The organism is Mesorhizobium sp. B2-8-9 (assembly GCF_006439475.1).
Lineage (GTDB): Bacteria > Pseudomonadota > Alphaproteobacteria > Rhizobiales > Rhizobiaceae > Mesorhizobium.
On the sequence record NZ_VFTQ01000016.1, the window covers coordinates 79,652 to 101,278 of the forward strand.

The 21,627-nt window shown below is 64.3% G+C and carries 16 protein-coding genes; 6 read left to right on the forward strand and 10 right to left on the reverse strand.

Going from position 1 to position 21,627, the window contains the following annotated elements; translation table 11 throughout:
* The first annotated feature begins 209 nt into the window (after positions 1-209).
* Both FJ423_RS19630 and FJ423_RS19635 read left to right on the forward strand, forming a co-directional pair.
* Complete coding sequence (locus FJ423_RS19630; protein WP_140844080.1) at positions 210-1,301, forward strand: OmpA family protein; 1,092 nt, start codon at positions 210-212, stop codon at positions 1,299-1,301.
* 85 nt (positions 1,302-1,386) lie between these two features.
* Positions 1,387-2,547 carry a caspase domain-containing protein gene (locus FJ423_RS19635; RefSeq protein ID WP_246680202.1) on the forward strand — a complete coding sequence of 387 codons (1,161 nt, stop codon included), beginning with the start codon at positions 1,387-1,389 and terminating at the stop codon, positions 2,545-2,547.
* Between the two features lie 16 nt (positions 2,548-2,563).
* Here FJ423_RS19635 and FJ423_RS19640 read toward each other — a convergent pair whose 3' ends face one another.
* Entirely contained in the window at positions 2,564-3,124 is a 561-nt protein-coding gene (locus FJ423_RS19640; protein WP_224707942.1) for a hypothetical protein, read from the reverse strand.
* A gap of 261 nt (positions 3,125-3,385) precedes the next feature.
* Here FJ423_RS19640 and FJ423_RS19645 point away from each other — a divergent pair, with 261 nt between their 5' ends.
* Positions 3,386-3,919, forward strand: coding sequence for an OmpA family protein (locus tag FJ423_RS19645; protein WP_181174843.1), 534 nt, complete (start codon positions 3,386-3,388; stop codon positions 3,917-3,919).
* Positions 3,920-4,147: 228 nt separating this feature from the next.
* On the opposite strand, the gene FJ423_RS19650 is transcribed toward FJ423_RS19645, so the two are convergent.
* The 8 genes from FJ423_RS19650 to tagH form a co-directional block, all read right to left on the reverse strand.
* On the reverse strand, positions 4,148-4,363 hold the full coding sequence (locus tag FJ423_RS19650; RefSeq protein WP_140844086.1) for a hypothetical protein: 216 nt from the start codon (positions 4,361-4,363) through the stop codon (positions 4,148-4,150).
* 67 nt (positions 4,364-4,430) lie between these two features.
* Positions 4,431-6,872: a M23 family metallopeptidase gene (locus FJ423_RS19655; RefSeq protein ID WP_140844088.1), complete on the reverse strand. Its 2,442-nt coding sequence runs from the start codon at positions 6,870-6,872 to the stop codon at positions 4,431-4,433.
* Positions 6,869-7,279: a DUF1036 domain-containing protein gene (locus FJ423_RS19660; RefSeq protein WP_181174849.1), complete on the reverse strand. Its 411-nt coding sequence runs from the start codon at positions 7,277-7,279 to the stop codon at positions 6,869-6,871. The genes FJ423_RS19655 and FJ423_RS19660 overlap by 4 nt, the downstream gene beginning before the upstream one ends.
* Positions 7,280-7,368: 89 nt before the next feature.
* The gene (locus tag FJ423_RS19665) at positions 7,369-9,912 is read right to left on the reverse strand and encodes a serine/threonine-protein kinase (RefSeq protein WP_140844090.1); all 2,544 of its coding nucleotides are present in this window, start codon (positions 9,910-9,912) and stop codon (positions 7,369-7,371) included.
* A complete protein-coding gene (locus FJ423_RS19670) occupies positions 9,909-10,688 on the reverse strand; it encodes a PP2C family serine/threonine-protein phosphatase (RefSeq protein ID WP_140844092.1) in 780 nt (259 codons plus the stop codon). Before FJ423_RS19670 ends, FJ423_RS19665 begins: the two co-directional genes overlap by 4 nt.
* Positions 10,689-10,805: 117 nt before the next feature.
* Positions 10,806-14,333, reverse strand: a complete 3,528-nt coding sequence (tssM, locus tag FJ423_RS19675; protein ID WP_181174844.1) for a type VI secretion system membrane subunit TssM — start codon at positions 14,331-14,333, stop codon at positions 10,806-10,808.
* Positions 14,333-15,724 carry a type VI secretion system protein TssL, long form gene (gene tssL / locus FJ423_RS19680; protein ID WP_348642910.1) on the reverse strand — a complete coding sequence of 464 codons (1,392 nt, stop codon included), beginning with the start codon at positions 15,722-15,724 and terminating at the stop codon, positions 14,333-14,335. The genes tssM and tssL overlap by 1 nt, the downstream gene beginning before the upstream one ends.
* Positions 15,725-16,165: 441 nt before the next feature.
* Positions 16,166-17,245 (reverse strand): type VI secretion system-associated FHA domain protein TagH, encoded by a 1,080-nt coding sequence (gene tagH / locus FJ423_RS19685; RefSeq protein WP_140844098.1) that lies wholly within the window; start codon positions 17,243-17,245, stop codon positions 16,166-16,168.
* Between the two features lie 308 nt (positions 17,246-17,553).
* Here tagH and tssI point away from each other — a divergent pair, with 308 nt between their 5' ends.
* From tssI to FJ423_RS19700, 3 genes are read left to right on the forward strand one after another with little or no spacing between them, the layout of a single operon-like run.
* On the forward strand, positions 17,554-19,878 hold the full coding sequence (gene tssI, locus FJ423_RS19690; RefSeq protein ID WP_140844100.1) for a type VI secretion system tip protein TssI/VgrG: 2,325 nt from the start codon (positions 17,554-17,556) through the stop codon (positions 19,876-19,878).
* 9 nt (positions 19,879-19,887) lie between these two features.
* Entirely contained in the window at positions 19,888-20,313 is a 426-nt protein-coding gene (locus FJ423_RS19695) for a DUF6484 domain-containing protein (RefSeq protein ID WP_140844102.1), read from the forward strand.
* A complete protein-coding gene (locus FJ423_RS19700; RefSeq protein WP_140844104.1) occupies positions 20,313-20,672 on the forward strand; it encodes a hypothetical protein in 360 nt (119 codons plus the stop codon). Before FJ423_RS19695 ends, FJ423_RS19700 begins: the two co-directional genes overlap by 1 nt.
* 45 nt (positions 20,673-20,717) lie before the next feature.
* On the opposite strand, the gene FJ423_RS19705 is transcribed toward FJ423_RS19700, so the two are convergent.
* Positions 20,718-21,623, reverse strand: coding sequence for a hypothetical protein (locus FJ423_RS19705; protein WP_140844106.1), 906 nt, complete (start codon positions 21,621-21,623; stop codon positions 20,718-20,720).
* Between the last annotated feature and the right edge of the window lie 4 nt (positions 21,624-21,627).

Consider the following 21,627-nt stretch of genomic DNA (forward strand, 5'->3'; position numbering starts at 1 on the left):
TTCAGACCGAAACCGCGCCTGTCATTGCACCGATAGGCGGGGGAGGGGGCAGTGGCGGAGGCGGCGGAGGCGGTTGGGGATGAGGACTCGGGAGCTGCGGCCGAGTCGTTTATCAAGTCCGCCGTAACCGCTCGCCAAGCCGGGGCAAGTGCTCTATGCTCCGATCACATGCCGGTATCGAGATCGGGTTGTCCTGGCGGGGGCGTTCCATGTTCGAAGTCGTCGCATTCTGGCGAAAAATGCGAGCCAAGGCCGCGGCTTTTGGCTTGGTCGTAGTCGCGCTGCTGGTCTTCGGATCGCAGGCTGCGAGCGCCGCGCCGAACTGGACGCTCGATCCGTCCGCTTCGGTGCTCACCTACCAGTCGGTCAAGAAGAACACGATCGTCGAGACCAATAAGATCAGGAACATCACCGGCACGCTGAGTTCCGCCGGCGACGCCAGGATCAGCTTCGACCTCAATTCCGTCGATACGGGCGTCGACCTGCGCAACGTTCGCATGCGTTTCCTGTTTTTCGAGACATTCACCTATCCGACGGCCGAAGTGACTGCGAAGGTGGACCCAGCGGCGTTCGCCGATTTGCCTACCAAGCGCCGCGTGAAGACGACACTGCCGTTCCGCCTCAGCCTGCATGGCGTCGACAAGGATCTCGAGGCAAGCGTCGTCGTCACCATGATCAGCGACGCCCAGGTTTCCGTCGCTTCGGAAGCGCCCGTCGCGGTCCATGTCGAGGATTTCGGCCTCCTGCCCAACATCGACAAATTGCAGCAGGCGGCCAACGTGACCAACATCGTGCCCACGGCGTCGGTGTCCTTCGATTTCGTCTTCACCGCCGACGGCGCCAAGCCGGCCGCCGTGCAGACCGTTGCGGCCTCGACCGCCGAGGTCGGCCCCGTCGCCACCGATGCCGCGAAAGCCAATTTCAGCGACGAGGAATGCCTCAACCGGTTTGCCGTGCTCTCGCGCACCGGCGCCATCTATTTCCGCCAGGCGAGCGCGAGGCTCGACGCCAAGAGCCGCCCGCTGCTGGCGGAGGTCGAGGGCGTCGTCGGCAAATGCCCGGCCCTCAAGGTCGAAGTGTCCGGCTATACCGATTCCGACGGATCGCCCGAGGCGAACAAGGCGCTCTCCGAGCGGCGCGCCCAGGCGGTCGCCGATGCGCTTATCGCCGACGGCGTGCCGCGCAACCAGATAAGCTCGGCCGGTTATGGCGAGGACAAGCCGGTCGCCGCCAACGACACGCCCAAGAACAAGGCGCTCAACCGGCGGATCGAATTCTCCGCCAGCAAGCTCACCAACTGAGGTGACGGTGGGTCCTGGTCCGATCGCCTTTTGCGGTGGCCTGCTTCGCGCCGCGGGAGTTGTGGCGCTTGCCCTGATTCTGACGATGGCCGCCGCAAATGCCGAGCGGCGCGTCGCGCTCGTGCTCGGCAACTCGCAATATCAGCACGCGGCGCCGCTCGCCAATCCGGCGTGGGATGCGCAGGCCATGGCCGATCGGCTCAAGGACCTCGACTTCGAGGTGGTCTCCGGCTTCGACCTCACCAAGCAGCAGACACAGACTACGGTCGCGCAGTTTGCCAAGCAGGTGCGGGGCGCCGACATCGCGCTTTTCTTCTATGCCGGCCATGGCCTGCAGGTCTCCGGTAAGAATTATCTGCTTCCGGTCGACGCCGCGCTCGAGGACGAGACCTCGCTCGATTTCGAGGCCGTCTCGGTCGATTTCGTCCTGCGCCAGATGTCGCGCGAGACCAGCATAAGACTGGTTTTCCTGGACGCTTGCCGCGACAATCCGCTCGCCGACGTGCTGGCGAAGACCGCCGGCATCAAGGGCGCAAGCAGCGGCCTCGCTGAAATCCCGATCGAGAATGGCGGCGCCGGCACGCTGGTCGCCTTCGCCGCAAGTCCGAACCAGCTCGCCTATGACGGTTCGGGCGACCACTCGCCGTTCACCACGGCGCTGCTCCAGCATATCGGTGAAGCCAACGTCTCCATCACCGAAGCGATGAACAGGGTGACCAGCGATGTCTTCAAGGCCACTGCCGGCAAGCAGCGCCCCTGGATCAACGTCTCGCTGACCACCGAGGTCGTCCTGCACAGGATCGATCTCAATGCGCCGCTGATCGTCGGCGAGGCAGGTCCGCCGCAGGCCGAAGCGGGCTCCGGGACGCGCAACACCGGCGCGGCGTCCGGCCAGACCGACGAACAGCTTGCGCTCAATGCGCTGCGTGAAAGAATCCCGAAGTTGGGAACGGACGGGCCGATCTTTTTCGATCGCCCGGTCAAGTTCGGCGACCCGGCGATCGACGGCAAGAGCATAGCCCAACTGATCAAGGGACAACCGCTTTTCAGTCCGGTCGAAGGCCTCGACAAGTCGGTCTGGCAAGGCAAGCACTGCGACGGCTGCCACGAGTGGAACGAGACCCGCCTTTGCGAGCAGGCGAAGAATTTCGCTGCCAACGACGTCTCCGTGCTGCGCCTGCAGCATCCGCTCGGCACGCGCTTCAAGGTCGCTTTGGCCAGGTGGGCGCAAGGCGGCTGCAAATGACTGTGTGCGGTAGGCCCTAATACGCGTCGACCGATTGCCGCTGCGCCTCCATCTCCACCATCTGGATGCCCATATCGACGAAGGCCGAAAGCACGCCAAAGCGGTCCGCGGTCGAGACGCGCGCCAGCCCCGCCAGGATCCCGGCGTTGACGGCGTGGGCGGCGGGAAATCCAGTCGACAGCATATCGAAGGCCGGGTCGCGCCACGCCGCGGACAGAGCGATCCAAGCAGCCGGCGTCGTCGGCGACGGATCGACGGCGTCGCCCAGCGCCATTCGATGACGGGGATTGCCAGGCTCGCCGACCCAGTCATTGACGAGCGCCAGCAATTCGAGGTCCCTATCGGCAAGGAGTTCTGAGAGATGGCTCAGGCATTCATGCCCCCACCAGACCGCGGCGCGTTCCGGCAGGAGATAGGCACAGAACGTGACAGCCTCCTCCGGCACGCGCCCGGCGAGCAGGGCGCGGCAGAACTCGAGCGGGGATTGATTGGCGGGCGGCGATTTCATGTCCCGGGCGATCGCGGGACAGGCAAGAAAGAGATCCCTTGCGGTTCTGTATCCGAGTTCGTTGGCCATGGCTGCCAAACCCCGAGAGCCAGCTGATAACCACTCAAGCCTTTAGCCGAGAGCCGGTCAAGCCTTAGAGCCGGATGAACCCGTCTCTAAATCAAAGAACTAGAGCATGATGCCGCCCGAAACCGCTTCATATTTTTCGGCATCATGCTCTAGCTTTTAGCAGGTGGCGGCCATCGGCAACGTGCGCTTGTTCACAGACAATCGCTTCAAGATTTGATATGGTGCGCGCCAGCGAAACCCGCTCAAACAGGAGTGACGGTCATGCGGTGGGGCAGCTCAGCCTTGGCATTGGCGACCGTGCTTTTTTCAACGCACGTTTTTGCCGATCCGCTACAGAAATCGGAAGACATCGTGAAGTTCTTCGCTGGCCAGGGTAATCTTGGCGCGTCGCGGGGTATCTGCGTCGGCACCGAGGAAGAGTGCAAGAGCAAAGCCGACAAGAACGAGGCGCCCCAAAAGGGCAGCCTCGACATGATGATCAATTTCGCCCTGGATTCGGCCCAGCTCGACCAGACCGCCCGCACGGAGCTGGACGAGTTCGCCAAGGCGCTGAAGGACAATAGGCTGAGCACGTTCAGCTTCGTCGTCGAAGGCCACACCGACGCGACCGGTACGGATCGCTACAACCAGGACCTGTCGCAGCGAAGGGCGCAATCGGTGGCGGCCTTCCTGACAGCGAACGGCGTTCAATCGACCCGCCTCGAGCCGATAGGCCTGGGCAAGTCGCATCCGCGCGTCGCCAATCCCTACGATCCGGTCAACCGCCGGGTGGAAATGCGGATCAGGACGCAATAGGGCGGTCGGCGCCGATCAGCTCTTAGCGAACTGCCGATGGGCGACTGCCGACAGGCAGGGCTCGCATTCTCGATCAGTTCTAAAGCATGACCCGAAAAGTGGGAGCCGGTTTTCGGGACCATGGCTTAGAGGAAGCAATTTACCACTCGTTTACGATATTAGCGCAGCCTGATATTCGGCCATGCCGGTACAGCGTACATGCCCAAAGAGCCCCAGCGCCGATCCCCCTCAGCGCTGGGGTTTTTTACGCATGATCCATTCGACCACGTTGGGATCGACGTAATCGTCCCCGGTCATGATGCGAACCAGCTTCGTCGCGCGCGGTCGCCATTGATCTTCAGGAATCTCATCCTCATCGACCCAGCGCCTGAACGCTTCGCGCATGACGTCGAATTCGAAGCACGAACCGTTTTCGTTGGATTGCTTTTTGACCATGGCCGGCAACGTCGAATCCTCTCAAATGTTCCAGCTCACCGCGCGTCGAAATCGTGCCTTAGCCAAAAGACCACGGTCAGCCGGGTCCCGGCGTATTCTGGATCGAACCTATCAGCGCGGCGATCGCCTGCTTGTATTTTTCGAATTCGGGAGACGTCTGCCGGATTTCGGTCGTGGTCGTCGCCGGCTGGCCTTGGTCGGTCACCACGCGCGGCACCTTCTGCCCCATTTTCCGCTCGGCCCAGTCCACGACATAACTGGCGGTCTTGCCGGTAAGGAACGGGTTGGCCTGGATGACGGCTGATCCCAGAACCGCGGTCAATTGCGACGAGCCCGGCGCCGCCAGCACCTGATGCGCCCCTTCCATGCCGAGGAAATGGCAAAGATAGAGGCGACCGGCGGTGATCTGGTGGCCGCGGGCGCGCAGATAGGCTTCGCCTTCGCGCGCCAGGTTGCGCACCATTTCGCGCGACAGCGTCGCGTCGTAGCGGAGCGCCAAAAGGTCGGCGGTCGAAAGCGAGCGGGCGAGATCGGGACGATAGGTGTTCATCATGCGGATCCAGGTCTTGGAGATGAACTGGCCGGCGCCGGTCGCCGACGAAAGCGGGTTCTTGGCACGGGCGCTGCCGCCGCTTTCGACGTGCACGATCCGGTCGGTCAGCGTCTCGACGGCGGAATCGCCTGAGCCGCCGGAGCTGACGGAAACGGCGGTGGCGACCGAAGTGACCGTGCCCAGCGGATCGATCGCCACGCCATTCTGATAGAGTTCGAAATGCAGATGCGGGCCGGTCGAAAGCCCTGTTGTGCCGATATAGCCGATGACGTCGCCGGCCTTCACCTTGGTGCCGACCCCGCTGGCGATGGCGAATTTCTGCATATGCGCATAACGCGTCTCGCGGCCGTTGGCATGCGTGATCTTCACCAGATTGCCGTAGCCGCCGCCATCGCCCTGAAAGGAGATCGCGCCGTCGAAGGCGGCCACGATCGGCGTACCGACCGGCGCCGCCCAGTCGACGCCCTTATGGATTCGAACCGTGCCGAGGATCGGATGCTTGCGCGGGCCGAAGGTCGAGGTCATCACTCCGGCGACCGGTGTGACCATGCCGTTGGTGACGGTCAGCGATCGCACCTGATCGTCGCCCGTCACGCAGGCATACTGGCCGTCGCTCTGCTGGAAGACGAAACAGTCGAGGCTCTTTTGCGCGCCTTGGACACCGACATAGAGCACCCGGCCGGAGATCTCGCCTTGGCCGCGCGGCGTCTGCGAATAGATCAGCACCAGGCGCTGGTCCTCGCTGGCAAAGGCGTCGAGGTCCTGCCCCCGCGACAGATACATGATCGCCTCGCCGATGACGCTGGTCGGCACCTTGTTGCGTGCTGCCGTCGAATAGATCGCGTCGAGCAGGCGGTACTGCCGCTTGGGCCCGCCCTGGTCGGAGGCGCCGGAATAGTTGAACAGATCCTCGCGGACCCAGGGGTCGACGCCCGACACGAAGGCGCCGGCCGCATTGCGCGTCAGCGTGCCGACATAGACATTCTTGGCGTAGATCGAGACCTGCATCAGCGACATCATCGTCGTCTCGCGGTTCGGCCGGAACCCGCGCATGGCCACCACAAAGCCGGGCTCCAGCCCGTCGCGGTTGAACAGCGTCTTCAGCGCCTCGCCCGCAAGCTTCGCGTCGTCGGCGGAGAAATGCGCGTCGAGTGCCACGCTGTCCAGGCTGCGGTCGTTGAGGATCTTCACGAAGGTATCCTCGGTCGCCTCGAAGCGCTGATATTCGCTGGCGACGGTCGCCACGGTCGTGTTGTTCTCGACCGCGGTCTTCTTGAAAGCCGGGAGCGCGGCTTCCCCCTGGTCGATGGTCTCGCCCCAGCCGGCCTCGGGGTCGTCGGCGTCGGCCTTGGGCGCCGGGCCGGCGTCGCTCTCGTCAGGCGCCGCCTGGAGGTCGTTCTCGAGGTCGCCCTGCTGATCGCCCTGTTGATCGTCTGGCGCCGCGGCCGGAGCGGGCGGTGCCGGTTGCGCGTCGTCGGGCGTCGCCGCCGAAGGCTTGGAAGCGGCCTGCCGCTGCGCCTGGAAGAAGGCGAAGTCCTCCTGCGTCGACGGGATCGTCGTCATGAACTTCTCGCTGGCGCTCAGCATTACGTCGGACAGCATCTCGATCTGCGGCGAAGCCCCGGAACTGTCGAGCTCAGCCGGGCGCGCGACGGTCTTGCCTTTCTTCGCGCTGTCGGCATCGGGCGCCAGCGTGATCCACATCGGATCGCCGGCGAGGTCGATGATCGCCGGCACATAGACCGAGGCATCGGGCGGCACGTCCTCCATGCCCTCGACGGGATGCAGCTCCTCGTCCTCGTCGCCGAACGACCAATAGTCCCTGGTTAGGTAGAAGCCGGTGACCAAAGCGACGACGGCGAGCGTTGCGGCCCCTGCAAGGATTCCGCGCCAGAGCTTGCGCCGGCGCTCGGCCAAGCGCGCCAGCTTCTTCTGCCTGAAGCTCGTGTCGATCGAGTGCGTCACGGGCTGCTTCCGGTCAGGAAGTAGGTCCAGCGCACCTGCTCCTGCGTATCGACCTCGACGAAGCGCGCCGCGATATGGCCGCGCTGCCAGCACTCTTCGATGCCACGGATCGAAAAGCGCCGCCGGTCGATGCACATCTCGGTCGATCCGTTGAGGATCGCGTGGCCGAAGACGTCCGTCGCGTAGAGGTAGATGTAGCGATTGGCCAGCTCCTCGCGGATGACGTTGACGCACTGGTTGGCGCCGATGGTCCACCAGCCGTCAGTCTGGTCGGCATTGTCGACTTTCTGTCCGACCGCGAGATTGACGACGTCGAGCGTCTGGTTGCAGACGGTGAATTCGGCATGCGCCTTGCCGGGCGAAAGGATCGAGAACAGCGCCGCGCCGAGCAGCGCCACAAGCGTCATGCGGCCCGGCAATCGGAGCCGGTTACGCTGCTTGCGTGGCGAGGGCTGGTGCAAATAACGCAGGCGGCGAAGGTCCATCGGCGTTCATGCTATCCGCCAAGCCGGAAATAGGTGGCCGTGGCGGAGAACTGCGATCCATCGGCCTCGATCTCCTCGAGGATCCTCGGCAAAAGCTCCGAGGCCGGCGTCGGTCTGGAGAACATGGCAGCCTGGATGTCCTTGGGGCCGGTGATCACCAGCATGATCTGCGGCACCGCCTTGCCGGCTGCTTTGTCCGCGGCAGCGAGACCGATCGGGATGTTGAAAGTCACCTTGTCGGTCTGCGGCACCATGCGGTCGTCGAGATTGAAGGCGATGCCCTTGTGGTCGATCAGCATGATGTTCGAGACAAGCCCGCCGCCCGTATACAGCGCGCCGCTGACCGGCGATCCGTCGGGGACCGATGTCCGGTCGAGGACAAGCTGTGGCTTTGCAGCCGAGCTTCGGTCGAGGAAGCGAAGGAAGGTGGGCACTCCGCACTGCGGCGGGGTGATCAGGCGCACGCTGATGTCCGGCTCGACATGGAACCTCGTCTGGAAATCGTTGAGCAATTGTTCGAACGGCTGCACCGCCGTTGCGTATCCCTCGATCGTCGGGGTGGCGCCAGGTCCGGAAGTGACGTTCGCGTAAAAACAGCTGCCGCCGCTGAAATCACGCACCCAGGAGCGCTGGTCGTTCCACTTGATCATGTCGTCTTCCGCTGAAGGAAGCGCCGGCTTCGGCACATTGATGGCAACGTCGGTGTTGTCGGGCTGCTTGGCCGCCGGTGTCTGCGCTTGCTGCGCTGGTTGTGCCGGCGCGATCGGCGTTTCCGGCTGACTAGGTGTTGGGGTCTGCGCCTTCGGCTCGGCCGGCGGAGGCGTCGGCTGCGTCGATGCCTGGCTTTGCGAAGCTGGAGGTGGGGAAGCCGCCGGCTTGGGCAACTTGGAAAGCATCTCCACGAGCTCTTTTACGCTCGGCTTGGCCGCCGGCGGACTTGCCTCCTGCGCCGGCTTGTTCTCAGCCGCCTGGCTCGGTTCCGGCGTCTTGGCTGCCGGCTTGCCTGCAGGCTGCGCCGGCTTGTGGCTTTCGGCGGCCGCTAGCGCGGGAGCTGGCGCAGGCTTCGGCGATTGCGCCGCCGGCGGTTGCGCCGGTTTGGTCTCGACCTGTGGGAGATGCGGTTGGCTGTTGGCCTCGCTCTCCGGCTGAGTGGCAGGCCGGGCCGGCCTCTCGACGGGCGTCTTGGCCTCCGCATCGGGTTGGACAGGCGGCTTCGCCGTCTCGATGGTGGCGGCGCCGTCAGGCTTCGGCGCCTGCGGCTGAGCCGCGGCCGGTGCCTGCGCCTGAGATTTCGGCGCCTCCGGTGGCTGCGCCTCGGCCACCGGCTTGGCGGCTTCGGCGACCGGCTTCGGCGTCAGTGGCTTGGGTGTTACCGTTGCCGGCGGGGGCGCCAGGACACCGCTGAAATAAACGCCGCCCCCAACCAGCACAGCGAGAGCCGCGACCCCTCCGGCGATGGCGGGCATGCGCGAAGTCTTTTTGGGTGCGGCCGGTGCGGGCGCACTGGCCGGGGCGGCTGCCGGCGCGGGCCGTGGCTCCGACAGATGTGCGGGACGCACATGCTCAACGAAGCGGGGCTCGCCGGGAGACGCCGGCGGCTGCGGTTTGGAATCCGGCAGCGCCGTCCAACCGGCGCGCGGCAGGCCGGAGCGTTCGCGTGCCCCAAACGACACCGGCGGCGGCAATGTCGCCTCGAGATCCTCGCCGCGCGAGGCCCTGGCAATCTCGGCCATGCTGGCCGGCCGGTCGCGCGGATCCGGCTGCAGCATGGCTTCGATCAGCTCGCGGAAATCGGGATCGATATCCGACAGGTCCGGCACCGCCCGGCGCTTTTCGATGACCTCATATTGCGACCCGCTCATGTCGAGCGGCTTTCCGCGCAGCGCTGCCGCCAGCACCAGGCCGAGGCTGTAGATGTCGGATTGCTCGCTGACCTCGCCGCCATAGAGGCCGAGCTGTTCGGGCGAGACGTAATTGTATTTGCCGGCGAACTTTCCGCCGATCAGCGTTTCGCCGCCGACGGTGGCCGACCGGGCGATGCCGAAATCGATGATCTTGGCGCGCTCCACCCGACCGCCGGGCAGGATGATGTTGTCCGGCGAGAGGTCGCGGTGCACCGCGCCTGCCTGGTGCACCGCGGCGAGCCCCGAGGCGAGGCGATGGCAAAGCCGGCGCACATCATCCCCCGGCATCGGCCCGCGGCGCATGACGTCGAACAGCGACTGGCCGTCCACGAACTCCATCGCAAGATAGGGACGGCCGATCCCCGGATCGATGGTGAAGACGTGGTAGCGCACCACCGCGTCATGCGACAGATGGTTGAGGATCGATGCTTCCTTGCGGAACAGCGACAGGATCGTCTGGTCGCGGGCGAATTCGGGCAGCACGATCTTGATCGCCACATGGTCGCCGGTCTGGATGTTGTGGCCGCGATAGACTTCGCCCATGCCGCCGGAGGCGATCCTCTCGTCGAGCTCGTAAATGCCGCTGAGCTGTGTGCCGACACCCGTATAGGTGACGTTCGTCGACAGCCGTGTCTTGTCGTCGTCGCTCATCCGGCCAGCCCCTCCGCCGCGGACCGATCCGAATGGATCGCGCCGCTTTGCCCGTCGCCGACCTTCACGAGCACGATGGTCACATTGTCGGTGCCGCCGCGGGCCAGCACGGTTTCCAAGAGGTTCTCGCATGCCGTCCGCGGCGTGGCGGATCTGACCGCGGCCTCGATCTCGGCGTCGCTGACATGCGCGGTCAATCCGTCGGTGCCCAGAACGAAGACATCGCCCGCCATCAGCTCGCCCTGCTGGAAATCGATCTCGAGCTGGTCGCTGACGCCGATCGCATGCGTGATCACGTTGCGGCGCGGCCAGACGCGCGCTTCCTCGGCGCTGATCATGCCGCGGTCGAGCAATTCCTGCACCTCGGTGTGATCCTTGGAAACCTGGAAGATCGAGCCGTTGCGGACGAGATAGATGCGGCTGTCGCCGGCCCACAGGCAGGCGAAGCGCCCATCCATGGCAAGCAGGGCCGCGAAAGTGGAGCCGATGGTGATGCCGCGCGAGCGCGAGATGTTGCGGATCTCGGCGTTGGCGCGGCTGAGCCTGTCCTCGAAGCGGGCACGAAGATCCGGCGCCGAGCTCGCAATTCCGATCGTCGCGAGATGGTCGACGATGCTGGCCGAGGCGACTTCGCCGGCCTCATGGCCGCCCATGCCGTCGGCCACCACCCACAGCCCTGTCTGCGGCTCGATGAGGTAATTGTCTTCATTGTGGTCGCGCACGCAGCCCTTGTGGCTCACGCCGAAGCTGTCGATGGGGAAGGCGACAGTGCTCAATTTGCCACCAAGCGCTCAGCAGGCGTCCTCTGTGACCAGCCATGGGCCGCGTGCCCAGGCCACTCTGCCACAAGCGTATGTATTAGAGTACCGAAATGAAGGCTGGGACCGACCATCTCAGAACGCCTTCGGACAGCTGAAGCCGGACAAGGCCGGCAGCAGCAACGGATTGGCGCCCGAGCCGGCCTGGATGGTGTAGGCGACATCGCGTCCGCCGATCACGAAGCGCGCTTCGGTGTTGGCGCCGTCGCCGGTGATGGTTGCTTTGTCGAAAAGCCGCTTCAATGCCCATGGTCCTTCAAATTTGAGCGCGGACTCCCGGCCGGGCATTTCCGGCACGAGGCTGAGGCTCGCCGATCCGGAAGCGGCGCCGCTCGGCCATGTCACGATGCTCGGCGCGTTGCCGGCCTGGGCGCTCTGGACCGTCTGCCCGTCGACGTCGAGCAAAGCGCTGTCGACTTCGCTGTTCAATGAGGTGGGCGTTATGGTGATCGACACCGAGGGCACCGAGCCACCGGAAGGGAAAAAGGCGCTGCGGATTTCCGCCGCCGACTGGAACGCCTTCAAGGTCGACTTGGCCAGGTCGCGGCTGGAACGGACGTCCTGCTTCCAAGTCCACTCCTGGCCGGTCATGTCGATCAGCGGCGCGAGGTTCTGCGCGAAGAACCGATCCATCAGCCCGCCAGGCGCGAACAGCTTGGTGAAATCCGCCATCGAGATCTCGTCCGTGCCGTCGCGTGTGAAGGGATAGCGGCCGTTGACTGCCTCCTCGCAGACGCGCGTCACCGTCTGGTCGAGGCTCTGGTTGAGATTGGCTACGGAGGCCTCGGCGACATTGCCTTCGAGCTCGTCCGCCGCCGCGTTGACCATGCGCGCCAGCGGCTTCGGCAGGCGCGAGACATTGGCCCTTAGCGTCGAGATCTGCAGTTGCAAATTGGCGTTGACGCGTTCGGTCTGCGTGGGGACATCGGCCGCGAGCTTCAGGCTCTGGAAGATGTCGTGGAAATTCTGGGTCAGCGCGTCGAGCGGCCGGCGCCCGGCGGCCCCGCCGACGAGCGCTTGGAACGAGCGGAACTGCGCCTCGACGTTCGCGCCGGCATTCTGCGCAAAGGCCGAGCTCGCGCCGGCGCGGCTCTGCGACTTGCCGCCGGCGATCTGCAGGCCGATGCGGGCCAGTCCCTTGGCCATGCTGGCGGGGTCCTGCTGCGCCGTGCCGATATCGCCGTCGGCGCCGCTGTCCTTCGTCAATGCGGTTTCATCGGCGATCGCGGTGAAGAGCTGGTCGAGCGGCGACTCCGGCGCGGCGAGGGCGGAGAGCGCCAGATATTGCGGTTTGTCCTTCAGCATCGCCTTGAGCTTCAGCTGGTCGAGCACGCCGTTCCAGGCTGCGGCGAATTCCTTGCCGTAGCGGTCGATGAGCTCGGGACCGAGCCTGGGCAGGTCCTGGTCGATGCCGCCCTGTTCCCCGCCGCCGCCGAGCACCCACTGGTCGTCGACGAGCATCTGCGCGATGCGCGAGAGCTGCGGCAGGAAGAAGCCATTGAACCCGGCGCGCGTGTAAAGGCCGGGGACCTGAAGATCGGCGAGCTCGCTGCCATCCGTGCGCTCGAACACCAGCTGCGCTTCCGGACCGGCTTTCGCGGCGATGGAGAAATCCTGCAGCTTTGCCGCGTAGACCGCTGACTTGATCTGCGCCGAGGCGCGGTCGGCGAGGCTCATGCGTCCGAGCGAGCGCTGTGCGGCCTCGACCAGCGGCTGGTTGAGCGCAAAGGTTGGATCGTAGGCGTCGTCAAGCGCAAGCATGGCGCGCAGATGCTTTTCGAGCTGCGCGCGGCCTTCGCGGTTGTTCTCGCCGGGGTAGCGGTTCTCTTCCCAGTCCTGCCTCATCCAGGAAACGATCAGCTCGTCGTCGACCTTCGGCGCCCTGCCGCCCAGCATCAGGTAGATCTTGAGCGGCTCGTAAAGCGCGATCGGATCGGCCATCCTGGCCTGGATCGTCCGCTCGGCCTGCACCAGCAGCCGCGAGCGGAAGGTCCGCTCCAGCGCCTGCCGGTAGGCCGTCTTCGAGGCCGACAGCAGCCGCTCGCGCTGACTGAGCCCGAACGTCTCCTCGATCGGCTTTCCCTGGTCGCTATTTTCGAAACCGGCCGGCAGGTTGCGCAGCTGGTCGAGCGGACCGATGACGTTTTCGAGGTCGACATCCGTCACCGTGGTGCTCTTGAGCAGGCTATCGGCGCTGTCGCGATAATGCGCCATGGCTTGGCGTGTGGAAGCGATCAGCGCCTTGTTGGCGAAGAAGCTGAGGCCAAGCATGCCGAGCGCCGCGAACGCCGCCAGCGCGATTGCGGCCAGGCCGCCGAACCTGGCGAGCCTGATGCGGCGTTCGGCCGCCCGATCGAAGGACACCCAGCCCGATTCCGGGAAGATCACATTGGCCAGCAGGTCGTGCAGGAAGAAGCTCTTGCCGGCGCCGGAAAGATGCGCCTGCGAGGCACTGCCGAAACTGCGGCCGATCGCGCCCAACACCTGGTCGAAGGGCGTTCCTTCCTGCGTGCCGGACGAGAAATAGAGCCCGCGCAGGCTGACATTGACCTGCGACCTCGATGTGTCGAACAGGCTGCCGACAAACTGCGTTATCCGGTTCTTCAGCGCCCCGAACTGGGCCGGGAAGCCGAACAGCGCGATCCGCGCCACCGGGTCGGGCTCTTCTTGCAAGCGATCGGCGACTTCTTCGGCGAGCCGCTTCCCCAGCTCGTCGAAGGCTGCGGGCGCCTCGCCGGCCATGTTTTTGGTGCGGTCGGCGGTCTGGAACGTCGCGCCCCATACCTTGCGCCTGCGCGCCTCGTCGAAATCGCCGAAATAATCCATGAAGCCGCAGATGAGATCGGCCTTGGTGAAGAGCAGATAGACCGGGAACTGGACCTTCAGCGTCTCGTGCAGCTCGCGCAGGCGGCTCCTGATCTCGGCGACATGCGCGTCGAGTTGCCGGTCGTCGAAGCCGATCAGGTCGGCAAGGCTGATGGCAAGGATCACGCCGTTGATCGGTTGCCTGGTGCGGTGCTTCTTGAGCAGTCCCAGGAAGGCGAGCCAGCTTGCCTTGTCGTGCTCACGGTCCGATTCCTGCGTCGTATAGCGGCCGGCCGTGTCGATCAGCACCGCCTCGTCGGTGAACCACCAGTCGCAGGATCGCGTGCCGCCGACGCCGGCCAGCGGCTGCGCGCTGCCGGAGCCGGCAAGCGGGAACTTCAGCCCGGAATTGACCAGCGCCGTCGTCTTGCCGGCGCCTGGCGGGCCGATGATGATGTACCAGGGAATATCATAGAGGAAATTGCGCTTGCCGCTCGTCCGCTTCAGCGTCGCGATGGCTTCGCTCATGCGCGCTTCAAGCACCTGTGAATCGTCGTTGCGCTCATCGCTGCGCACGATCGCCGTTTCGAGCGCCTTTTGCGCCTTGCGCCGCCGCCAGAAGCGGACCCCGTAGAACAGCGCAAGCACCGCAACGGTGACGCCGATGATGGTGGCCCTGAGCCACACAGGCCCAAGCGGGCGCGTATCGGCGAAGCGGATCAGCGGCCCGGTATACCAGACCGCCGCCGAGAAACCGGCAAGCGCGGCCAAGCTGAAGATCCGCAGCATCCAGCGCATCAGTTGCCGTTCTCCGCCGCCGCGCTCGTCTGCAGGGTCTCCTGTTTCGGGATCATAACGTCGACGCGGCGGTTCCTGGCGCGACCGTCCGCCGTGCCGTTGTCGGCGATCGGTTCATCCTCGCCCCTGCCGTCGGCGGTCAGCCGCGACGGGTCCTTCAATTGCTTGGCCAACATCGCCTGGACGGCCTTCGCCCGGGCGACGGAAAGATCGAAGTTCGATTTGAAAATGCTCGATTTCTTCGGCTTCACATTGTCGGTGTGGCCGATGATATTGATGGGCCCCGGTTCAGCATCGAGCGCCGTGGCGATGTCGGCGGCGACAGGCTGGAACTGCGGCTTCACCTCCGCCTGGCCGGGCGCAAACAAAAGCTGGTTGTTGATCTCGATGATGATGAACTCGCCCTTCTCGCCGACGCTCAGTCCGCCGCCGGCAACCTCCTTGGCAAGTGCGGCGCGGATGCGGTCGATCTGGATGGTGTCCGGAACCGCGGGCGGCGGCGGGCTGGCTAGCACCGGCTCAGTGGGCGCCGCCACGCTGGCGCGCTCGATGGTGACGGGCGTCGACGGGTTGAGCGCCAGCAATTCGCCGGCGGTCGCGTCGCCTTCGTCGGTGATCAGCACCCGCAGCCCGAAGAAGGCCACTGTCACCAGCGTCGCCGCGGCGGCCGCTGCCGCCCAGAGCGGCAGCCGCGCCCTTGGCTTCGGCAGCGCCGCCGCCATGCCTTGCCAGCGTGGCGAGACGTCGTCGTTGGCGCGCGGCTTGAGGTAGCGCAGCGTGTCGTAGACGTCGCGCCGGACGCGTTCGAGCATGTTTCGTTCGCTTGTCAGCCCCCGATACTGGCCTTGGAAGCCGAGCGACAGGCAGGCATGCATCAGTTCGAGCAGGTCGTAATGCGCTTCCGGCTGGGCGAGAATGTTGTTCAACGCTCCATAGAAGCCCGTGCCCGTCGGTTGGGTGTGGAAGAACCGCGCCGCCAGGCTGTGCTGAAGCCAGCTGTCCTTGTCCGGCCAAGGTAGATTGCCGACGAGGTCGTCGGCGGTTTCGCAAAGGGCGAATTTGGCGATGCGCGCGTCTTGCTCGGCTACGCCGGCTTTGACGATCGCGCGGTCGAAGGTCTCGATCGCATCGGCGATACGCTCCGCCAAGGGTGCGGCTTGCCGTTCGACCGGTATCAGCCGCAATTGGCCGAAGAGCATCAGCAGCGGCGCCGCCGCGGCAAGGATCGGATTTGTCGCGGCATATCGCACGCCCTCGGCGGCGGCGAGCAGGGCATCCTGCGGCAGCCCCGGCGTCGCATTGTCCACCGCTCCCGGGGCGGGCCCCTGAAACAGCACGGTTCCGGACGACCAGCCGGTTGGCATCTGTCGGCCGCCGCCGGGGTCGAACATTGTCGCCTCGCGGGCAGGCGATGGAGCAGGACGTGCGCCTTCCGGACCGGATCTCTCGGGAGCCGCAAGCGGCTTCTGCTTCGGCCGCGGCGCGCGGATGACGGTTCTATCCGCCGGCCTGGAAGGATCGTCCTTGGAACTCATCGGCGACGACCCGCCCTCGAATTGCAATGAGCAGGTTTTGGCCCGGGGCAACGCGTTCCAGCCTGAGCCTCGGCGGCGCACCGCATGGACAGGCTCATCTCGCCGAAACATGACATTGCTGCACACGCCCCAAGCCACGCCGCTTTGCCCGCCGGGCAAGCGTCCCTGGGCATTCTAGTCGCCCGGATACCCAATTGAAACGGCCCGCCGATTGAAATCAGAGAGCAAGATGCTCGAAGAGGCGGCTTCTTCTATGAGACCCGTCACATACGGCCGGCGCGGTCCGTGCCCGTGCGGCTATTTCTGCTTGTCGGCCTTGGCGTAGGCTTCGGCGAAATAGGCGAGGAAGACATCCAGCATGCCGTTCTCGTGCTTGTCTTCCATCGTCCGCCAGGTCGCGACAAGCGCATCCCAGGCCTGGCTCTTCCTGGACGAGAAGGACGCCGGCGGGATCTTTTTGGCGATCGCTTCCGGCGACAGGTCATCAAGCAGCCTGGACAGCGCGGCCTGCATGGCGGCGTAGGTCGCGATCTCATGGGTCTTCAGGTCGCGGAACGCATCCTCGACGCTGCGCCTGGCATCGAGATAGCCGGCCCTGCGCCTGGCGAACATGATCTCCAATATGTCGTCAGTGCCCGGCACGAATTTCAGCGGGTTGTTGTCCTCGGCGCCGATCATCGTGCGGTGCGAGCTCTTGGCGAGCACCTTTGCCGCCGCACGCGCCTTGAGCAGCAGGGATAGCTGCTCGACCGTCGTCCTCAGCACCGCGCCGATCTCGGCCGCGACATCGTGCGGGTCGCGCGACTGCAGCAATTCAGGCGCGATGCCCGCCGCCCTGGCGATCTCCCGCAGCATCGCGTCCGCTTCCGCCGGCCGATTGGCCGGGGCCGCCGGACCGGGCTGCGGGGCCGACGATCTGGAGACTGGCGCCGTCCCGGTCGGGCGCTGTTCCGCCGGACTGAAGAACGGCTCATGGCTGGGAACCGACGGGCCGCCGAGCGAGGGCGGCAGCTCGCGCTGCGTCGATCCCGTCCTGGTCTGCGGATGTCCGGTCGCGGCCCGTTCGTTTTCGATTGAAACGCCGACGACATAGCGGCCGATCAGCAGCCGGTCGCCCTGGGCCAGCCGATGCGGTCCGCTCATGCGCTGGCTGGACCCGTTGACGAAAGTGCCGTTGCGCGAGACATCGTAGAGCCAGAATGAACCCGCCTGATAGCGGACCTCACAGTGCCGGCCCGAAATGAACTTGTCCGGGTCCGACAGCGTCCAGTCGCAATTCTCGCGGCCGATCTCGAAGCTGCGGTCGCGGGCGGCATAGCTGGCGGCAGTGCCGCCCGGCAGCCTGTCGACATTGCTGATCTGGAGCGAGATGAACATCCGGAAGCGTCGCCCAACTTGGTCAACAAAATGCTTATTTTCCGCGCAGTTCCAGGCGGAAACGCCAACGCAGCTTTCCTGGAAATGCTCTGGCATTCTAGCAGCTTGCGAGCGCGGCGGGAGAGCTGCGTTTCACACCGGCGCACGGGGCGGTTTAGCCACGGCTGTTATTTGGCCGCCGCCAAACATGTGCTAGGCTGAAAGCGGTCCGGTGCGGTGGGCGTGAAAAGTTCCCGAACGTGATGCGGTTAACATAGCGGGGGCTTCAATCCATCATACTGGCGGCCGCGTCCAGGAGGGGCACGACCATGCCGAACGAACGCGCCACGGTTGTGCAGACGCCGGCGGGCGCCGACCTGACCTTCACCCATCTCATCGGCCGCGATGAGATCAGCCGCTGTTTTGCCTATACGGTTGGGTTCGTCTCGAAGAACCGCGACATCGACCCGTTGAAGATGCTGGGCGGCGTCGTTTCGGTCGAGGGCGAATCCGATCCGAAGCGCTGGTTCAGCGGCCTCGTGTCGGATTTCAAACTGACCCGCATCGAGGACCGGCTGGCCTTCTACGAGGCGACCGTCAGGCCATGGCCCTGGTTTCTCGGCAACACCACCGACTGCCGCATCTTCCAGAACATGACGGCGGTGGAGATCGTCGAGAAGATATTCTCGAAATACGGCATCGCCAAATTCGAGAAGCGGCTGCAGGGGTCCTATCCCCAGCGCGAATATTGCGTTCAGTACGACGAGAGCGATCTCGATTTCGTGCAGCGGCTGCTCGAGCACGAAGGCATCTTCTATTTCTTCGAGCATGACGAGGGCAAGCACACGCTCATCCTCTGCGATGCGATGAGCAAGCTGAAGCCGGCGCCCGGTTACGAGAAGGTGCTTTACAATTTCGAGGGCCAGGCCTCGCGGCGCGATGTCGAATACATCACCGAGTGGATTCCGGGCAGCGCGGTGCGCCCGGGCGCCTATGCCCATACGGATTATGATTTCGAGAAGCCCGGCGCCGATCTGATGGCGAAATCCGCCCAGCCCTTCGCCCATAAGGAGGCCTCGGGCGAGAACTACCGCCAGCCCGGCGCGCATCTCGATGTCGGGCGCGGCGACAAGATCGCCGGGATCCGCCGCGAGGAACTTCAGGCAGTGCATCAGCACAGCACGGCGGTGGGTACCGTGCGCGGTCTTTTTTCCGGCTGCAAGTTCACGCTTGAAAGCTTTCCGCGCGACGACCAGAACCAGGACTATCTGGTGGTCAGCGCCGAATATCGCCTGTTCGACCCGGGCTACCGGACGCAGAACGAGGCCCACAGCGAGAATTTCAAGGTGGTGCTCGGCGTTGCGCCCACCAAACTGCCCTACCGCCCGGCGCGCATCACTCCGCGGCCGATCATGCGCGGCCCGCAGACGGCGACCGTTGTCGGGCCTTCGGGCGAGGAGATCTTCACCGACAAATATGCGCGGGTGAAAGTGCAGTTCCACTGGGACCGGCTCGGCAAGAAGGACCAGAACTCTTCCTGTTTCGTGCGCGTCTCGCAGACCTGGGCCGGCAGCAACTGGGGCTTCATCCAGATCCCACGCATTGGCCAGGAGGTCATCGTCGATTTCATCGAAGGCGATCCGGACCTGCCGATCATCACCGGCCGCGTCTACAACGCCTCGCAGATGCCGCCCTATGGGCTGCCCGGCAACGCCACGCAATCCGGCTGGAAGTCGAATTCCTCGAAAGGCGGCGGCGGCTACAACGAGCTGATGTTCGAGGACAAGGCGGGCTCCGAGCTGGTCAACTTCCAGGCCCAGAAGGATCATCACCTGCTGATCAAGCACGACCGCAACAAAACGGTCCAGCACGACCAGTCCGACCGCATCGACCATGACGCCAAGCACTCCGTCGGCCACAACCTCGACGAGGACGTCGGCAACAACAAGACCGTCAAGATCGGCGTCGACCAGACCACCAACATTGGCAGCAACGACACCGAGACGGTGGGCAAGAACAGGTCGCTGACGGTGGGGGCGAATGAGACCATCCACGTCGTCGGCAACTCGACGGAAAACATCGACGCCAACCATTCGCAGACGGTGGGGCTAGTGCAGACGGTCACGGTGGGCGCGGCGCGTGTGGATACGGTGGGGGCGGCTGAAGCGCGAACTGTCGGCGCTTCGCAGACGAACACGATTGGGGCGACACGGTCGGTCACTGTGGGGTCGGCGCAGAGCCACCAAATTGGTGCCGACGACAGCTGGAACATCGCGTCAAATCAGGACGTGACGATCGGCGGCGGCCAAACCGTCAACATCGCCGGCGATCAGAAGTCGAAGATCGGCAAGGGAAGGCGTGCCGAAATCGCCGCCGACGACGGAACCAAGGTGGGGGGCGCCTACGAGTTGCGGATCGCCAAAGGGAGCATGGTTCAAATCGGCGAGGACGGAAAGATAAATGTCGGCAAGACATTCCTGATCGAGGCCGGCGATTCGATTGCCCTCAAATGCGGCTCCGCAGCGATTACGATGAAGAAAGACGGCACCATAACCATCGAAGGCAACGACATCTCCATCAAGGGCTCCGGCAAGATCAATGTTAAGGCCTCGAGCGACATCACGATGAAGGGGTCAGAGATAAAGCAGAACTGAGGGCTGGCCATGGCGGTGACAAAAGAACGGATTGATGGCGTTGTGATCGGCATTTTCCTGGGCTTCGGTGAGGATTCCCCCCTTGTGGTTTTCCCGGGCAATCCAAAGGAAACTGCCGTGTCGGCGCGAAGCCTCGCGGAATTGACCTCGGACATGATCGGCGCCGAGGTGGCACTGCTCTTCCAGGAGGGCGATCCAGGCCGGCCGCTGATTGTCGGGCGGATTGTTGACCCCGCGCATAAATCTGATGCGCCGCACGTGGTTCGGGACGGAGAACGTGTGAGGATCAACGCAAATGAGCGCATTGAACTTCGCTGCGGAAAGGCCACGATCATCATGGAAAAAGACGGACGCATCACGATCCGCGGCACCTACGTAACGAGCCATGCCAGCGCAACCAACCGTGTTCGTGGGGCATCGGTGAATCTCAACTGATGCCCAAGGTTGTCCTGCGCGAGATCGTGCGTCAGCACGCGGAAATGGCCGCGTTTCTTTGGACCGTCTATGACCATCATTTGCTGCATCCCGACGAGAATCCCGATATGGACGAGGAGCGGCTCGAGCGCCTTGTCGAAAGGCTGGATGCTCATCTCGATGGCCTCCGGACCGCCGGCGATGCCGGACGGGAAATTGCTGAGGCCCTCTATGCCGAGTATCCCGAAGCGGGAGAGATGTTCGTCTTGCGCATGCTGATCGACGGCGCGCCGAAACGCGTTGCCGACCTCGACCTTGCCAAGGTGCGAGCGTACCTGTCGCAGAACGGCCATCAGTCTGGTGAGACGTCCGTAGTGTGAACCTCGTCTGCGGAGGTAAAGAAATACTGCCCCCGCTGGGCAGTTTCAGATAAGTCGAAGGCCGTCATCGTAGACAAGAGTCAGCGTCTTCCATCTGCGGCCATCGAACCGCCACGCCGTGTCGATGCCGGCGACGTACAGGAACTCGCCATCCGTGCGGAGGTCTGAGGCAATGCCGGTGTCCTCGAATGGCAGAAGCGCGTTGGCCTTTTCGATGTTCAGCCCGGCCTCGTCGCCCCAATAGGCATTGCCATTGAAGGTTCGCACGGAGAGATAAGTCATGTCGGCGGTAGCGGTTATCTCGGTTATTTCGTCATTTGCAATTCGAAGGCAGACGCCGTCATCGCCGGCGACCCTGATCTTGCCGTCAGGCGCGACGTCGATACCGCGCAACTGATCGTGCCGGTGTGTTTCCAAGGACTGCCAGCCTGCACCCATCAGGCGGTGGAGAGTGCCCATCTCACCGCATGCATAGATGCCGTGCTTGCGGTGTCCATGAATATCCAAGTACTCGTTGGATCCGAGCGGCGTAATCGCCTGCCATCGCGGCCCAACGAGCCGGAAGGCCACGCCGTCCGTGCCAACCGTGATCGGCCCTCCGGCATCCTCTGCCCAGACCTGCCTGAGGCTTTTGTCGCTGACTTTGTCACGTGTCCAAGTCGTACCAGCGTATCGCCAGATCCAGGTGGTCGCCTCAAGTGCGAACAACTCGCCAGAAGGCGCGGCTGAGAGCGCCATCAGCCATTCAGACGTTACCAGGGCACCACGGGATTTCTTGGGGTCGAAATTCTCGACGACGAAAATCACCGAGACAGTGGTGACGTAGTCGGCATCGCTGAGCAGGAACAGGATGGCCACTTTGTTGCCGCTCAACGGCGCAACCTGCAGGCATTCGATGTCGGTGTCCGGATCGGTTGCGAATCCCTCGAGGTCTTCTTTGTCCATCTTCATTCGC

Bases quoted from the DNA above. Each gene is read 5' to 3' on its own strand.
- FJ423_RS19660 (WP_181174849.1), bottom strand. From the start codon at position 7,279: ATGACGCTTGTGGCGCTGCTCGGCGCGGCGCTGTTCTCGATCCTTTCG.
- FJ423_RS19645 (WP_181174843.1), top strand. From the start codon at position 3,386: ATGCGGTGGGGCAGCTCAGCCTTGGCATTGGCGACCGTGCTTTTTTCA.
- FJ423_RS19640 (WP_224707942.1), bottom strand. From the start codon at position 3,124: ATGGCCAACGAACTCGGATACAGAACCGCAAGGGATCTCTTTCTTGCC.
- FJ423_RS19630 (WP_140844080.1), top strand. From the start codon at position 210: ATGTTCGAAGTCGTCGCATTCTGGCGAAAAATGCGAGCCAAGGCCGCG.
- FJ423_RS19700 (WP_140844104.1), top strand. From the start codon at position 20,313: ATGCCCAAGGTTGTCCTGCGCGAGATCGTGCGTCAGCACGCGGAAATG.
- FJ423_RS19635 (WP_246680202.1), top strand. From the start codon at position 1,387: ATGGCCGCCGCAAATGCCGAGCGGCGCGTCGCGCTCGTGCTCGGCAAC.
- FJ423_RS19695 (WP_140844102.1), top strand. From the start codon at position 19,888: ATGGCGGTGACAAAAGAACGGATTGATGGCGTTGTGATCGGCATTTTC.
- tssM (WP_181174844.1), bottom strand. From the start codon at position 14,333: ATGCGCTGGATGCTGCGGATCTTCAGCTTGGCCGCGCTTGCCGGTTTC.
- tssI (WP_140844100.1), top strand. From the start codon at position 17,554: ATGCCGAACGAACGCGCCACGGTTGTGCAGACGCCGGCGGGCGCCGAC.
- tagH (WP_140844098.1), bottom strand. From the start codon at position 17,245: ATGTTCATCTCGCTCCAGATCAGCAATGTCGACAGGCTGCCGGGCGGC.
- tssL (WP_348642910.1), bottom strand. From the start codon at position 15,724: ATGTTCGACCCCGGCGGCGGCCGACAGATGCCAACCGGCTGGTCGTCC.
- FJ423_RS19665 (WP_140844090.1), bottom strand. From the start codon at position 9,912: ATGAGCGACGACGACAAGACACGGCTGTCGACGAACGTCACCTATACG.
- FJ423_RS19705 (WP_140844106.1), bottom strand. From the start codon at position 21,623: ATGAAGATGGACAAAGAAGACCTCGAGGGATTCGCAACCGATCCGGAC.